The sequence below is a fragment of the Shewanella sp. SG44-6 genome (assembly GCF_014164185.1).
Classification (GTDB): Bacteria; Pseudomonadota; Gammaproteobacteria; order Enterobacterales; family Shewanellaceae; genus Shewanella; species Shewanella vesiculosa.
Genome location: NZ_JACJER010000015.1, coordinates 44,620 through 57,208, shown reverse-complemented (window position 1 = coordinate 57,208; position 12,589 = coordinate 44,620). Strand labels below are relative to the sequence as shown.

Sequence of the window (12,589 nt, the reverse complement as noted above, 5' to 3'; positions counted from 1 at the left end):
ATTTAAGTGTCACCAAAGTAGGTATAATCTCGATATACCTTGTTATTACGCAGCATTAACTCTACTGTTAATAAGATATTTACATTTGCTCAATCAAAGGAAATCCAATGAAAAAAGTTCTTGCAGTCGCCACAGTAATGTTAGCTTATTTGACTTGTATTTCGACCACCTACGCTGGGGTTATTTCCTCAGAGCAGGTTATCGTTCAGCAGAAAAATATTTATAATAAACAACAAGTCATTGCAATGCTGAGTAACGTTGACGTTCAAAATAAACTGGTAGCACTTGGCGTTAGTATGGAGGATGCAGAAATGCGGATCGCCAGCATGACGGATCAGGAATTAAACCAATTAAACACCCAAATGAATGATATGCCTGCAGCTGCTGGTGGCGTAGTAGGAGTTGTGGTCACTGTATTAGTGGTGTTAGTGGTTCTCGATTTGGTGGGCGTTACCGATGTGTTTTCCTTTATTAGGCCCATTAACTAGGTCGTATTTTCAAGTATGAGTCACATAAGCTGGTTCACAAAAGCCGTTGGTATTACTGGCTTTTGTTTATTTCTCAGTGGCTGTCTATCGGTTCCGCCCCAGACAGCCATGTTATTAGCTAATCCGCCCGATATTTCCCTTAAACATCAAATTACTGGGGTTCCTTTTTATCCTCAAGAGGATTACTTCTGTGGTCCTACAACACTCTCAGAAGTGTTCAATTTTTATGGGCTAACCAAAACACCTCAGCAAATAGCACCAGCACTGTTTATTCCTGATTTACAAGGCAGCTTGCAAATTGAAATGGTGGCCGCCGCCCGTCAACAGGGGCTGCTTGCTTATGCTGAATCAGGCAACTTGACCCAACTTCTGTCTTTGGTCAGTGACAACATTCCGGTCATAGTGCTACAAAATTTATCAACCTCATGGTATCCCATGTGGCATTACGCAGTGGTAACTGGCTATGACCTTAATAATCAGCAGGTAGTGCTCCATTCTGGCAGCCATAAAAACCGTATCGCGGAACTTAAAGTATTTGAACGCACCTGGTTGCGAGGCCAATATTGGTTATTGGCTGTTGTGCCGCCGGATATCAAGAGTTCACATTTCGACCGGTTTATTTACGCCAGCGCCGCCCAAGATTTGCTCAGCGTTGGCGAAAGTACTGCCGGCATAAATGCGCTTGAAAATGCCACCAGACAATGGCCTGACTATTGGCTAAGCTATTTTTTGCTTGGAAATTATTATTTAGCAATAGATAACGCCAAGGCTACTTTTTGGTATCAACAGGGATTAAATTATAGCGCGCAACAGCCTGAGCAACAGGGCGCTTATTTAAATAATTACGCTTACAGTTTGTCTGTGTCTGGTTGTAAACAGAGGGCAATGGAGATGATCAAAAAAGCACTTCAATTACAACCCGAAGATAGCAACATACTCAACACACAAAATGACATAGAAAAAATGTCCGATAATGCAAGTTGTACCACAGATTAAGCTCGCTCAATTAGTCTGATACTATTTTAATGTAATGATTTTAGAACAGAGCAAATAAACACATAAATAAAGATAACAAAATGAAATTTATCATCTTTTTTAATTTACTCAGAAGGTGAGTAAGTCTTTATGATTGCAATGATTTTTGAGCATGACTTGTGCCGCTAAATGACTCAAAGTGAATGAGCGCCAATCGGCGCTCATTCACTTTATGCTGACTACTGTATGATTAACATGCGTTGTCAGTGTTAATTGGGTGACTTACCCGTGAGCCTAGCATATTTGATTAGCAGCTCGTCTTGCGACTCTTTATGTTCTGGATCGGGATCGATGCAATCAATCGGGCAAACTGACACACAGGTCGGTTTGTCGTAATGGCCCACACATTCAGTACACAATCCGGGATCAATTTCATATACATCTTCACCCATAGTGATGGCCTCATTAGGGCATTCAGGTTCACACATATCACAATTGATACAGCTATCGTCAATGATTAATGCCATAAAACCTCAGGTTAAACAGATTGATGAGGGTTTCGAGTATCCATCCCCTCAGGTAAATTACGCATTAGCATGGCTTTGTCGATGTTAATATCTGCTGGCAGCGCGAGAAACACAAAATGTCCTGAGCCTAAAGCGGAATCGATAGATTCACCTTTGCGATTCAGTAATGCTTCAATAGTGATAACAAAATTACCTTCAGTTGTCATTATTTCAACGCTGTCGCCGACAGAGAATTTATTTTTGACGTCTATTTCAGCTAACCCTTGTGGATTTCGTTTGCCAGTAAATTCACCAGCAAATTGCTGACTATCACTTACAGAATGACCATATTGGTAATTTTGATATTCATCATGAACGTGACGACGTAAAAAACCTTCGGTATAGCCGCGATGCGCTAAGCCTTCAAGGTTGTTCATTAAAGTGCGATCAAAGTCTTTACCCGCAGCAGCATCTTCAATGGCCTGACGATAAAGTTGGGCAGTGCGCGCAACATAATAAAAAGATTTGGTACGACCTTCAATTTTTAATGAATCAATGCCCATTCTGGTTAAACGATCCACATGTTGAATAGCGCGTAAATCTTTTGAGTTCATAATGTAAGTGCCATGTTCATCTTCAAACGCTGGCATATATTCGCCAGGGCGACCGGCTTCTTGTAATAAAACAATCTCACTACTGGGTTGACCCGAACCTAAGGTTGGGGTTTCAAACTGAACTGTGGGGGTCACAGGGATGATATCTCCGCTCTCAGTTTGTTGTGCTTGGTGAACATCATATTTCCAGCGACATGCATTAGTGCAGGTTCCCTGATTAGGATCGCGTTTATTCATATAACCAGACAATAAACAACGGCCTGAATATGCCATACACAATGCGCCATGAACAAACACTTCTAATTCTATATCTGGACACCGCTGACGAATTTCTTCAATTTCATCAAGTGACAATTCACGCGATAATATGACTCGCTTAATCCCTTGCTGTTGCCAGAATTTGACCGACGCCCAGTTAATGGCGTTTGCTTGAACTGATAAGTGAACTACTTGTTCAGGGAACGCTTCGCGTACCATCATAATAAGCCCCGGATCTGACATGATCACCGCATCGGGTTTCATTGCAATCACAGGTTCCATGTCTTTAATATAGGTTTTGAGTTTGGCATTGTGCGGCGCAATATTACTCACCACATACAATTTTTTCCCTAGGGCATGAGCTTCTTCAATACCTGAAGCAAGGTTCTCCATTTTGAAATCATTATTTCTGACTCGTAAACTGTAACGAGGTTGGCCTGCATAAACAGCATCGGCACCATAAGCAAAGGCGTAACGCATATTTTTAAGCGTACCAGCGGGAGATAATAATTCAGGTTTAAACATGGTTTTACTCGACCTAGTTAAATAGTGTATGACTCAAGGGCCGAAGCTTACTTAAGGATATTAGCGGGGACAAATATAGCCTTAGAATTTGTGAGGTCGGTTGTATTTTACAACTACTAATCTGGTTACCGAGCGACAAAGCTTAACGGAACGATATAATTAATTGGCTTCTCGTTAGTTGAGTAATCGCAAATGTTATCGCTTTGGGTATATAATCCAACATCAGTGGCTATTTATTTATGGAGACCTCATGTCTACGGAACATCAACTCTTGGTTGGACTATTAAAAAAGCTTAAAGATGATGCTTTAGTTTTACCAACACTGCCCGAAGTGGCCATGCGTGTTCAAGAAGTCGTGTCTCGTCAAGATTCAAGCCTCAAGCAAGTTGCTGACATTATTGGTCAAGATGCCGCTATTTCAGCGCGCATTATCAAAGTTGCCAACAGTGCTTTATATTCTCGTGGTAACAAAGCTGAAAATATTAATGCCGCTGTGAGTCGTATTGGTTTAGTACAAATTAAATCTATTACCACATCTGTTGCCATGGAGCAGTTATTTATCTCCACTAACGAAATGGTGTGGGAGGTGATGGATGAAGTATGGAAAACCTCTATTGAAGTGACAGCTTCCTCCGGTGCCATGTTAGAGATGTACAATAAACGTCACCCGAGTAAAAAATTAGACCGTGATACGCTTACTCTAGCTGGTTTAGTGCATAATATTGGTGCATTACCAGTATTAACCGAAGCGGAAGTTCATCCTGAGTTATTTAGCCGAATTGATGATTTACGCAGTTTAGTGCGTAAGATGCAGGGCCCTATTGGTCGCGCCGTATTAAAAACATGGGATTTTGCTCCTGAGGTAATGGAAGTGGTCGAACGATGGGCTGATCTTCATTACATGCCTGAAAAAGTATCTTATCTCGACTTTATCCGTTCGGCTGCATTTTACACGGGTGAACTGCGTGCCGGTGAAGAATTAGCTGAAAGATTGGGCGTCTTTGCACAAAGAGGCTTGCCTGTTACTGCAGAAGATCTTGCCAGTGATGAGTTCATTGATATGTATCATTCAATTAAGCAAAGTTACGAATAGTAGTATGTTGTGCTTATTTCACTGATATTATCAAATGAGTCAAACACAGATGATTAATATTAGTGATGTATTTTTGCGTTGAATACTGTGATGATTAAAATTGCAACATGATGAAGACTTAATGAATTACTTTTTGATAACGATGTTATGTATTATGGCGATCTTGCTGTGTAGCGTTGCACTTCTCTATTGGCGTCAGCATCGTTTTATTCAACAATTGACTCATTCGTTGCAATTACAATTACTTAATCAAGATTCATTCAACGTAGACTCAGCTTCAACTTCAACCTCATTAAAACCGCTCATTAACGTTCTTCACGACTTACATCAATCAAGCATCTTTAGTACCGAACGAGATAAGTTAACTGGCTTAGCTAACCGTGTCGGTTTTAAACGTAAAATGTTGTCTAAAATGCCCATGTCAGACGGCATGTTAGTGCTGATAGATATTCGACAATTTCGGTTTGTGAACGATTTGTTTGGTTTTTTATTTGGCGACAAATTTCTTAAAGCGTTTGCGAAGCGGATCGATAACCTTAATTGCAAAGCACAGTTTATCGCTCGAATGAACGGAAATGAGTTTCTATTGTTTTTTCACCAAAAATTGACAGTTGAGCAACTGCTTGAAATCAAGAGTGAATTACAAAAACCGTTTGAAATTGAACAGCAACCCATCAGTATCAAAATACAATTGGGTGTATTGTCATTAAGTGAACATCATGCCGAGGTCAGTTTGATGCTGCGCCGCTTAGATTTGGCATTAAAAAAAGCCAAAACATTAAAGCAAGCCATGGCATTTTATGATCAAGATGATGATAAAGCCCAATACAGAGAATTATTAATTATCAATGGCTTGCCTAAAGGGTTAAAGCAAAATCAGCTGTTTATGGTATTCCAACCCAAGTTAGATTTAAAAAGTGGTCACTGTAAGCAGGTTGAAGCGTTAATTCGTTGGCAGCATGACAGTTTGGGATTAATTTCGCCTAATGAGTTTATTCCATTAGCAGAACAAACTGGAATGATTAATATTTTGAGTACTTGGGTGTTAGATAACGTGCTAGCTCAACAAGTTAAATGGCGCAACACAGGGGTTTACGTTAATGTCGCCATTAATTTATCTTCTACTGATTTAGATAATCCCAATCTTGCCGCTGATGTTGCAAGCAAATTAGCTCAATATCTGGTGCCAGCCGAATCGATTACGATTGAAATCACTGAAAGTGTTTTAATGAAATCACTGGCACAAACCATTGTGACCTTAAATCAATTACGCGATATTGGGGTTAAACTTGCGATTGATGACTTTGGTACTGGCCACTCTTCTTTGGCTTATTTGCGTCATTTACCCGTTGATGAAGTGAAAATAGATAAAGCCTTTTTAGATGAGTTTGAAACTTCACCAGCGGCAAAGCAAATTGTTAAGACGAGTATCGATCTCGCTAAAAATCTGGGTTTTGAAGTGACGGTTGAAGGGGTTGAATCTAAGACAGTATTGGAAGCATTACATCATTTTGGGGTGGATACCATTCAAGGTGATTATTTTGCTAAACCATTTACTGCCAGTGAGTTTGAGCACATATATCCGCAACTTAATTACCCACTCATCAGCTCTGCTCAAATTAACCAGCCATAAATTGTTATCTATAGCGCTAATGTCTTAAATCCCCTTGGATAGATGGGTCATTAATTCTGTCGGCATGGGCGCAAGTTGACGTTTCTGGTTCATACAGACCATTTCTATCGTTGCCGTCACTGCTGGTTTTTTCGCATTAGGTCGCCATATTTCCTGTTTCCACACTGTACGGTACTTACTTTCAAAATAAAATTGAGTGCGTACATCAATAATATCAGCAAATTCAACGCCATCGTGACATAACATATCACTGCGATAAACAGCAAAACCCAATTGTTTTTGTTGCCAAAGTGGGCTGTGGATCTCTGCACCAATAACATGTTCACGAGCACGTTCGAAATACTTCAAAAAATTTGGATGATACACCACTCCTGAAAAGTCAGTATCTTCATAATAAATTTGTACTGAAAAAGAGTGCACTGGGCTGTATTGTTGTTGCGCAGGGACACGACTCATTACACTATGACCTTATGTTATTTACTGTGTTGCTATTAATCATTTAGGGGCAGAAGTAATTGCTGGTATTTACCCTGTTTTTTTAGTGCTATTAGTCCTTTGTCGAGTAACTCACTAAGGTGTTTTGATTGCGGATTAAGTTTAGAAAAAGCGACAAATATTTTACTGGTATGATTGTTAAATTTAGCTTGTATATCATTGTTAACTCCCATCCGCTTGATGTAAACGTCAGCAACAAGATCATACATGATAGCAGAGTCAATTCTGCCCACTAGTAACAAATTAGTTAATTGGCGTTGGCTATCTACAGTGATAACTTGGAGCTTTCGTTTTTCTACCAGTGTTGTGAATTCATCTCCATACTCATAGCCATTGATAATACCTATGGTGCTTTGGGTTGGCAGTTGCCATTTATTTTTTGCAACCGTAGGATAATCTTTGGCAAAGAAAAAAGAAGCCGTTATGGTAAAAAGAGGTTCATTACCGAAAACAAATCGGTCAATTGTACTTTGCTCTCTGGTAACATTAAATACGCCATCAACCGAGCCTCGTTCAGTCATAATTAATCCGCGAGCATAAGGGACTACAATAGTTGAGATGTTAACATCAACTTGCTCAAAAGCATGACGGATAATGTTGTGGGAAATACCTCGACCAAATTCATCAGCAAAGGGTGGCCAGCTATCTTCAGCGGCTAGCGTAATTGATAATGGTTGTGCCACGGTATTGTGTATAGAAAGGAAACTGACAATAGTCATTAATATTAAAAATAAGTAATGTATTGATAAGCCAGAATATTTTGGCAGTAAAATGCAATCAAAAAGTACATTTTTTTGATATGTTGACGACATATAATCCTTTATCGAACAGTCCTGTAATGGCAAGGCAATAATAGCACTTCTAGCAATAAAGTGATATTTCATGTTTTTCATCATCAGTCCATTCTGTGAACTTTTAGTGATTAAGCGCTTGTTATATAAATTTTTTCGATTACCGATAAGCGTAATCGGCACCCGTTACTGTATTCTTATATTTGATAAATTAACCTGGCTTAAATCCATTTGATACTGACCAATATCATTGAAGTTAAACTGCATCGGTTTGTTAATTTATACGGCTATTCTATTGTGTTAGAACTTATGCAGTGTTGCTGTAATGGACTACAGTAATGTGGCGCTAAGTTGTGGCTAATGAGGTTTTTAGCACGCAAGGGTCACTTGGTATCGCTGATTGGCACAAGCTTACGTTTTATATTATCTAGATCAATAATGGTGCTTCGATAGCGGTAAATTGTTGGCATTGATCGGTTAAAGATTTTGCTGTGAGGCGCTCAACACTTAATACGTGGGTATAGCATGTGGTTGTTTGGTTTATCTTTTTGAGTAATAAATCAAAATCACCATCACCAGAGAGTAAAATAACTTCATCTACCGTGGGCGCTATCTCGAGCATATCGATGGTGATCCCCACATCCCAATCTCCTTTAGCCGAACCATCACTACGCTGAATATAGGGCTTAGTTTTTACGTTAAAGCCAATGTGTTTTAGCGCGTCTTGAAACTTTACCTGTCCATCATCAGCTGGCGCAATAGCATAAGCGATAGCATGAGAAATGTTCCCTCGTGCCGATAACTGCTTATACAAGGCTCGGTAATTAAACGAACGACCAAAACCTTGCTTACAGGTGTAATAAATATTTTGCACATCTACAAATACGGCAAGCGTTGTCATTATTACACCTGAAAAATTAAGGCTTTTGCGCTTGTTGAGCGGCAATAGCATTATTAAGTTGTTCTTCTACAAACCCAGGAGAGTGGGTTGACGAAGAAATAAGTCGGTACATTGCGGGGATCACTAATAAAGTTACCATGGTCGCAAATGCCATGCCAAAGAATATCACAGTTCCAACAGCAATACGGCTTTCACTCCCTGCGCCGGTAGAGACGATCAACGGTATTGCACCAATTAATGTGGTGAATGCCGTCATTAATATCGGCCGTAAACGACGTGCTGATGCATCAATAATGGCATTGTCCAGCGATAAGCCTCGATCGCGTAATTGATTGGCAAACTCGACAATTAAAATCCCGTTTTTAGTGACCATACCAATTAACATTATCATGCCTATTTGGCTGTAAATATTCATCCCTTGATGGGTAAGCACTAAACCTATAAAACCACCAAAAATGCCCATAGGAACGGTAAACATTACCACCGCTGGGTTGATGAAACTTTCAAATTGAGCTGCCAATACTAGATAAGCAATCAGCAATGCTAAACCAAACACTATCATTACCCCGGATTGATTTTCTTTAAAATCTTTTGACTCACCTGTGTAAGCAATAGAGATATCGCTGGGTAGCAATGTTATTGCGCGTTGCTCTAAAAAGTCTAGCGCTTCCCCAAGGGTATAACCTTCACCTAAATTGGCTTTGATGGTGATCGATTTTTGTTTATTGGTATGACTTAATCTTTGTGGCGAGGCGACTTCTTCAACATGAGTGACAGTATCAAGGGTAATGAGTTGGCCTCTGCTTGAGCGGAAGTAAATCTTGCTAAGATCAGTGATACTATTAAAGCTGTTTTCATCACCACGAAGGTAGACATCATACTCTTCACCGCGTTCGACAAACGTTGTCTCTTTGCGTCCACCTAACATAATTTCTAATGTGGTGGAGATTTCTTCCACACTGATACCGAGTTCAGCAGCTCGCTGTTTATCAACAGTAACAACCAGTTCTGGGGTTGTTTCCGCATAATCTAAATCAGCCCCTGAAAGCATAGGACTTGCATCAGCCTCTTGTTGCAGCACTTGAGCCCATTTGAATAACTCCGAATAGTCAGAGCCTCCGAGCACAAACTGCACCGGTTCACTGGATTGACCTCTAAATCCTGGCAGCATAGGGCGTACCATCACATCGGGAATATCTTTTAAGGTTTGAGCGATTAATGCCAGTGCTTGTTTAATATTAGTGTCACGATCTTGCCAATCTTCCAGCTGGATGATGGCAAATCCTGTTTGGTCTCCGGCTCGACCACCAAATGCCGGCGCTTCAACACTGAATGATTTCACTACACCTTGACCTAACAGTGGCATCAATCTACTTTCAACAATATCCATGTTGGCGATCATACGATTATAACTGGTGCCTTCGGCGCCTTTAATAAACGCAAATAACACGCCGCGATCTTCTTGTGGTGACAGCTGTGAAGGGACTTGTTGCATCAGCATGTAGCTACCACCAATGCAGGCGATGATAATCAGCGGTGCTGCTATACGCCAGCGTAATGCCCATTTAACCAGTCTACGATAACCTCGCTCCATACGGGCAAACCCATTATCGATAGCAATATTAAAACGATTTTTCTTCACATTGGCTTTTAAGAGTTTACTGCTCATTACTGGCGTTAGCGTTAGGGCGATAAGTGATGAAAACAGCACCGACATCGCCAGCATCACCGAAAACTCGGTAAACAGTAATCCAACCATGCCATCCATAAATGAAATAGGTAAAAACACCATTACCAAAACTAGTGTGGTGGAAATAACCGCAAAGCCAACCTCGCGCGTTCCCTTATAAGCAGCGAGGATCGGTTCTTCACCTTGCTCAATATGGTGGAAGATATTCTCAACGACTACGATAGCGTCATCAACCACCAGTCCAATAGCTAAAATCAGTGCCATTAGGGTTAATAAGTTAATTGAATAACCTAAGCTGTATGCTGCTATAAATGCAGCAATTAATGATACCGGAACCGTCACCGCAGGAATAAGCGTTGCGCGCACTTGTCCGATAAAAATGTACAACACCAGGATAACCAGTACCCCAGTAATAAACAGGGTGTTGTATACCTCATTAATTGAGCGTGCAATAAACACGTTAGCATCATAATCAACAATCAGTTTTGTGCCTTCTGGCAGGAAACTCTGCACTTTATCGACTTCTTGTTGTACTCGCGTCGAGATGTCTAATGGATTGGCATCTGATTGTGGCACTATGCCGAGACTTAAGTTAACAATGCCGTTACTTTTAAAGGTCGAGTTTTCATTCTCTGCACCGACAAACACGCTTGCGACATCTTTAAGGTAAATCGGTGTGCCATCATCTGCGGTGTGAACCACTAGATAATTAAAGTCTTCTGGGCTGTAATAGAGTCGTTTCGTTCTGACTGACATGACGGTCGTGTCATTGCGAACTTCACCACCGGGTGTTTCAAGGTTTTCAGTATTTAATGCACTGATAATGTCGTTGGTGGTAACATTTCTACCGGCCATTAATTGCGGTTTTAGCTGCACATACATGACTTTGTATAAGCCACCAGAAATATTAACCGAACTCACACCAGTAATTAAGCTAAATCGGTCTTCTAATACTCGCTGGGCGTAATCGGTCAGCTGAGTTCGGTCCATATTTTCAGAGCTTAAGTTGACGTAAATTGATGGCTCACCCGTGCCATTATCTTTCGATACAATAGGATCGTTTGCTTCATCAGGTAAGCGACGTTGAGCTTTTGCTACGGCGTCACGGACGTCACTTACGCCTTCAGTTAAGTCCCAACCCAGCTCAAATTTGATTGAAATACGTGACATGCCATTTCGAGTCGTTGAGGTGATTTCATCAATACCACTAATACCTGTTAATTCATCTTCGAGATTTTTAGTGATTTTACTTTCCATTATCGTCGCCGATGCACCGCTATAAGTGGTCATCACTGTTACGACAGGATTTTGCACGTCGGGCATTTCTCTCACTGACAGTTTGGAGAAAGATACTAAACCAAATACGCACAGCAACAGACTTAATACAATCGCAACAACAGGGCGCTTAACCGCCGTATCACTTAGCCACATTATTTATGCTCCTGTTGCACAGGAGACGTTTCCGATTGAGTCGCTAACTCTTTCACTTTGACACCATCACGCATGTTGACCAAGCCTTGAACTACGATGTGATCACCAATGTTGATACCAGATTCCAGTAAGACTTGGTCTTTAATTCTTGCGCCTAACATCACTTGGGTACGAGTAGCGATATTATGCTTATCGATCACGTAGACATACCGTTTTGTACCTGAATATTCAAGAGCTTGTACTGGCACTATTGGTGATGACACACTTGGAAATACTAGCGTAGCTGACATCATCATACCGGGCTTTAATTGACCCTTTTGGTTATCAAACTGACTGCGAATGTTGAGGTTGAGTGTGGCTGAATTCACACGAGGGTCAATGGCGATAATTTTGCCTGTGAAGGTGGTTTTATTCCAAGCTCTACTGGTCGCCTTGACTGACATTCCCGTGCTGAGTTGTGATAAATAATGCTCTGGCACTTGTAAGTCCAACTGAAGCACAGACAAGTCATCAAGTGATAATAGAGACTCATTAATGGTAACCATTTTTCCGCGACTGAAATTGACTAGGCCGGTATTACCCGAAAAGGGCGCGGTTAATGTATGGTAGTCAAGGTCAGTTTTGGCTGATTCTAGTCGGGCAAAAGCGATATCAACAGTCGATTTTTGCGCTTCTATTTCAGTTTGGGTAATGGCGTTAACATGGATTAACTTGTTAAATTCGTTAAGCTTGCGAACTTCATCTTGATAATAAGCTTGGGCTTCGGTCACGCTGGCTTTAGCTTTACGGTTATCAAGCGTCAGTAATGCTTGCCCTTGCTTGACGTATTGATTGGATGTGACTTCTATATTATCTATTTTGCCTGCAACTTGCGGGGCTATCATTACTGAGTGAGTCGCGACAAGCTTTCCTATTAAGGTAATTGATTGTGAAAGCTCATGTTGTTCAACGATGGCTGTGATAACAGGCACAACTTTTTCTGCGTGCATAGCCTTGGGCGCGGCGTCAACTGTGTGAACAAATCCAACATATCCCATAATCAATATGGTAGTTGAAAAAAGATATTGGCTAAGTTTTTTGATCATCTGAGTACACATCTCTATAAACAATAATGGAAGGTGTCGTTGCGCGACGACATTGGCTAATGGCTAGCCGGTGATTGATGTTTGGGTATTGTAATTATTTTTGC

General features: G+C 40.8%; 11 protein-coding genes. 4 read left to right on the top strand and 7 right to left on the bottom strand.

The features are described from left to right. Window positions 1-107: 107 nt before the first annotated feature. Together H5185_RS04760 and H5185_RS04755 are read left to right on the top strand one after the other, a co-directional pair. A complete protein-coding gene (locus H5185_RS04760) occupies window positions 108-488 on the top strand; it encodes a PA2779 family protein (RefSeq protein ID WP_124017611.1) in 381 nt (126 codons plus the stop codon). 15 nt (window positions 489-503) lie between these two features. Further along, window positions 504-1,484, top strand: coding sequence for a PA2778 family cysteine peptidase (locus H5185_RS04755; RefSeq protein ID WP_182722041.1), 981 nt, complete (start codon window positions 504-506; stop codon window positions 1,482-1,484). Between the two features lie 248 nt (window positions 1,485-1,732). Here H5185_RS04755 and H5185_RS04750 read toward each other — a convergent pair whose 3' ends face one another. Further along, window positions 1,733-1,990 (bottom strand): YfhL family 4Fe-4S dicluster ferredoxin, encoded by a 258-nt coding sequence (locus tag H5185_RS04750; RefSeq protein ID WP_182722040.1) that lies wholly within the window; start codon window positions 1,988-1,990, stop codon window positions 1,733-1,735. Between the two features lie 11 nt (window positions 1,991-2,001). Then, on the bottom strand, window positions 2,002-3,366 hold the full coding sequence (gene yegQ / locus H5185_RS04745; protein WP_182722039.1) for a tRNA 5-hydroxyuridine modification protein YegQ: 1,365 nt from the start codon (window positions 3,364-3,366) through the stop codon (window positions 2,002-2,004). A 250-nt stretch (window positions 3,367-3,616) separates the two neighbouring features. Here yegQ and H5185_RS04740 point away from each other — a divergent pair, with 250 nt between their 5' ends. Beyond that, the gene (locus H5185_RS04740) at window positions 3,617-4,459 is read left to right on the top strand and encodes an HDOD domain-containing protein (RefSeq protein WP_182697881.1); all 843 of its coding nucleotides are present in this window, start codon (window positions 3,617-3,619) and stop codon (window positions 4,457-4,459) included. Window positions 4,460-4,613: 154 nt separating this feature from the next. Continuing rightward, window positions 4,614-6,092: a bifunctional diguanylate cyclase/phosphodiesterase gene (locus H5185_RS04735; protein WP_259396162.1), complete on the top strand. Its 1,479-nt coding sequence runs from the start codon at window positions 4,614-4,616 to the stop codon at window positions 6,090-6,092. A 24-nt stretch (window positions 6,093-6,116) separates the two neighbouring features. Here H5185_RS04735 and H5185_RS04730 read toward each other — a convergent pair whose 3' ends face one another. The 5 genes from H5185_RS04730 to H5185_RS04710 all read right to left on the bottom strand — a co-directional run bounded on the left by H5185_RS04730 (window position 6,117) and on the right by H5185_RS04710 (window position 12,485). Next, window positions 6,117-6,548, bottom strand: a complete 432-nt coding sequence (locus H5185_RS04730) for a thioesterase family protein (protein WP_182741480.1) — start codon at window positions 6,546-6,548, stop codon at window positions 6,117-6,119. Window positions 6,549-6,583: 35 nt separating this feature from the next. Continuing rightward, complete coding sequence (locus H5185_RS04725; RefSeq protein ID WP_259395205.1) at window positions 6,584-7,480, bottom strand: ABC transporter substrate-binding protein; 897 nt, start codon at window positions 7,478-7,480, stop codon at window positions 6,584-6,586. Window positions 7,481-7,805: 325 nt separating this feature from the next. Then, entirely contained in the window at window positions 7,806-8,279 is a 474-nt protein-coding gene (locus H5185_RS04720) for an NYN domain-containing protein (protein WP_124017604.1), read from the bottom strand. 16 nt (window positions 8,280-8,295) lie between these two features. Next, a complete protein-coding gene (locus tag H5185_RS04715) occupies window positions 8,296-11,400 on the bottom strand; it encodes a multidrug efflux RND transporter permease subunit (RefSeq protein ID WP_182697884.1) in 3,105 nt (1,034 codons plus the stop codon). Continuing rightward, complete coding sequence (locus H5185_RS04710) at window positions 11,400-12,485, bottom strand: efflux RND transporter periplasmic adaptor subunit (protein ID WP_404948333.1); 1,086 nt, start codon at window positions 12,483-12,485, stop codon at window positions 11,400-11,402. Before H5185_RS04710 ends, H5185_RS04715 begins: the two co-directional genes overlap by 1 nt. Window positions 12,486-12,589 lie beyond the last annotated feature (104 nt).

Excerpts from the sequence above, each read along its gene's own strand:
- H5185_RS04725 (WP_259395205.1), bottom strand. The coding sequence starts at position 7,480 with ATGAAAAACATGAAATATCACTTTATTGCTAGAAGTGCTATTATTGCC.
- H5185_RS04755 (WP_182722041.1), top strand. The coding sequence starts at position 504 with ATGAGTCACATAAGCTGGTTCACAAAAGCCGTTGGTATTACTGGCTTT.
- H5185_RS04735 (WP_259396162.1), top strand. The coding sequence starts at position 4,614 with ATGGCGATCTTGCTGTGTAGCGTTGCACTTCTCTATTGGCGTCAGCAT.
- H5185_RS04715 (WP_182697884.1), bottom strand. The coding sequence starts at position 11,400 with ATGTGGCTAAGTGATACGGCGGTTAAGCGCCCTGTTGTTGCGATTGTA.
- H5185_RS04740 (WP_182697881.1), top strand. The coding sequence starts at position 3,617 with ATGTCTACGGAACATCAACTCTTGGTTGGACTATTAAAAAAGCTTAAA.
- H5185_RS04750 (WP_182722040.1), bottom strand. The coding sequence starts at position 1,990 with ATGGCATTAATCATTGACGATAGCTGTATCAATTGTGATATGTGTGAA.
- yegQ (WP_182722039.1), bottom strand. The coding sequence starts at position 3,366 with ATGTTTAAACCTGAATTATTATCTCCCGCTGGTACGCTTAAAAATATG.
- H5185_RS04720 (WP_124017604.1), bottom strand. The coding sequence starts at position 8,279 with ATGACAACGCTTGCCGTATTTGTAGATGTGCAAAATATTTATTACACC.
- H5185_RS04760 (WP_124017611.1), top strand. The coding sequence starts at position 108 with ATGAAAAAAGTTCTTGCAGTCGCCACAGTAATGTTAGCTTATTTGACT.
- H5185_RS04710 (WP_404948333.1), bottom strand. The coding sequence starts at position 12,485 with ATGATCAAAAAACTTAGCCAATATCTTTTTTCAACTACCATATTGATT.
- H5185_RS04730 (WP_182741480.1), bottom strand. The coding sequence starts at position 6,548 with ATGAGTCGTGTCCCTGCGCAACAACAATACAGCCCAGTGCACTCTTTT.